Source organism: Methyloligella halotolerans (genome assembly GCF_001708935.1).
Taxonomy (GTDB): domain Bacteria; phylum Pseudomonadota; class Alphaproteobacteria; order Rhizobiales; family Methyloligellaceae; genus Methyloligella; species Methyloligella halotolerans.
Genome location: NZ_MASI01000019.1, coordinates 1 through 2,006 on the forward strand (window position 1 = coordinate 1; position 2,006 = coordinate 2,006).

At 62.2% G+C, this 2,006-nt stretch carries 2 protein-coding genes; both read left to right on the top strand.

Annotated features, from left to right (window positions below; all coding sequences use genetic code 11):
• Window positions 1-1,255 (top strand): aromatic ring-hydroxylating oxygenase subunit alpha (locus A7A08_RS15305; protein ID WP_245290969.1); only part of this gene is annotated, 1,255 nt, incomplete at its 5' end.
• 160 nt (window positions 1,256-1,415) lie between these two features.
• Window positions 1,416-1,961 carry an aromatic-ring-hydroxylating dioxygenase subunit beta gene (locus A7A08_RS15310; protein WP_083226855.1) on the top strand — a complete coding sequence of 182 codons (546 nt, stop codon included), beginning with the start codon at window positions 1,416-1,418 and terminating at the stop codon, window positions 1,959-1,961.
• The last annotated feature ends 45 nt before the right edge of the window (window positions 1,962-2,006 follow it).

Below are 2,006 nucleotides of genomic sequence, written 5' to 3' on the forward strand. Positions count from 1 at the left end.
GATTGAAATGCCAGCAAGGAATCATTCGCAGTGGAGCGCGACCCCGCCGCTTGCGGGGGACGAGTGGGTGGACAGCCGGATTTATTCGGACGAGGAGATTTTCGAGGAGGAGCTCCAGAACATCTTCAAGCATGTCTGGGTGCCGGTCTGCCACGAGTCGGAGCTGCCTGAGCCTTACGACTTCCGGACGACGAGCATCGCGAACGAGCCGATCATCGTGACGCGCGGTCCGGACAACGAGATCCGGGCGTTCCTGAACGTGTGCCCCCATCGCGGCATGCTCATCGAGCGCCGCCCGTCGGGCAGCTTCCGCGAGGGTCAGCCGTCAGGCAACCCGAAGCGGATGACGTGCATGTTCCACGCCTGGCAGTTCGATATGAAGGGCTCTTGCGTCTATATCAGCCGCGAGAAGGAAGGCTACCAGGATCGCCTGAAGAAGGAGCAGACGGGTCTTCGCCGCCTGCGCTGCGAGGTGAAGTTCGGCGGCTTCGTCTGGGTCAATCTCGACGACCAGCCGATCCCGCTGGAGGAGTGGGCCGGCGGTCCGTTCGAATGCCTTCGCAAGACCCTGGAAGCGGAGCCGATGGAGGTCTTCCACTACCACAAGGCCATCATCAACACGAACTACAAGCTGTGGCACGACACCAACTCGGAGTTCTACCACGACTTCATGCACTACCATAACCGGGTCACGGGCTTCACCGACTCGTACTTCGCGCGGAAGAACGAAGCCTTCGAGCATGGCCATGTGACGGTCGGCACGTTCGAGGTGAACTACGCCGAGTATGAAGGCTTCGAGAGCCGGGCGGAGCTGTCGTTCCCCCATCTGCCGCCGAACCAGTGGTACATGATCGACCTGTTCCCGGGCATCAACTTCAACCTGCGCGGCTCTGCGCTGCGGTGTGACGTGGTCACCCCGCTGGGGCCGAACCAGGTGATGATCGAGTTCCGGGGTCTGGGGCTGAAGCGCGACACCGAAGAGGAGCGCAACACCCGGATCAACCACCACAACTCGATCTGGGGTCCGTTCGGCCGCAACCTGCACGAAGACCTTGTCGGTGTGCAGGGACAGGGCGCGACCATGGGCAAGGGCGAGCCGCGCCGGGTTCTGCATGGACGTCAGGAGAACCAGACCATCCATGACGAGAACGGCATGCGCCACTACTACGACGAGTGGGGCAAGTGGATGAACCGGTCCCCGAGCCACCCGGATCAACCCTTCACGCAGAGATCCTCTGTCGCGGCCGCCGAGTAGCGGACGCGATCTCCCAGCCGCGTGGGGCGGGCTTCGTCCCGCCTCACGCGCTCCCTGGGAAGACTGCGCAGAGAACCAAAAGAGCCGCCGCCTTCCCCGGGCTTGAACTGGGGAATGAAGCAGCGGCCGGTACCGGAAACGCTTCAATCAAGAGGGCAACATGAACGTCCAGACCACCGAAAGACCGTCTGCCGCCGGCGCGCCCGCCGCTGCCGCGAAGGGCGATGCAGCCGCCAGCGTCAAAGACCTGATCTACCGCGCCACCATCATGCTGGACGACCAGCAGTGGAACGATTGGCTGGCGCTGTGCGCGGACGACTTCGTCTACCAGATCCGCTCCTGGAGCCCGGAGATCAACAAGGACATGACCTATATGCATGCCAAGCGCACGGACATGCAGCACCTGATCGATCTCCTGCCCAAGCACAACACCGATCACTCGCCGCTCACCCGCCACACCACGGTCTATACCGTGGACGTCGCCGAGGATGGAAAGAGCGCAAAGGCCATCAGCGCCTTCATCGTCCATCAGCACATGCTGGACACCGGCTCCAACTCCCATGTCAGCGCCGGCGAGAGCCATCTCTTCCTGGTCGGAAAATACCACGACGAGTTCGTCATTGAGGACGGAACCCCGCGCTTCAAGGCAAGGACCGTCAGGCTGCAGGAACGCCGTCTCGACCGCGGTTCCCACTGGCCCATCTAAAACCAAACCAAACGGACCCCTCAATGAGCTGGAAAGTACTATGCA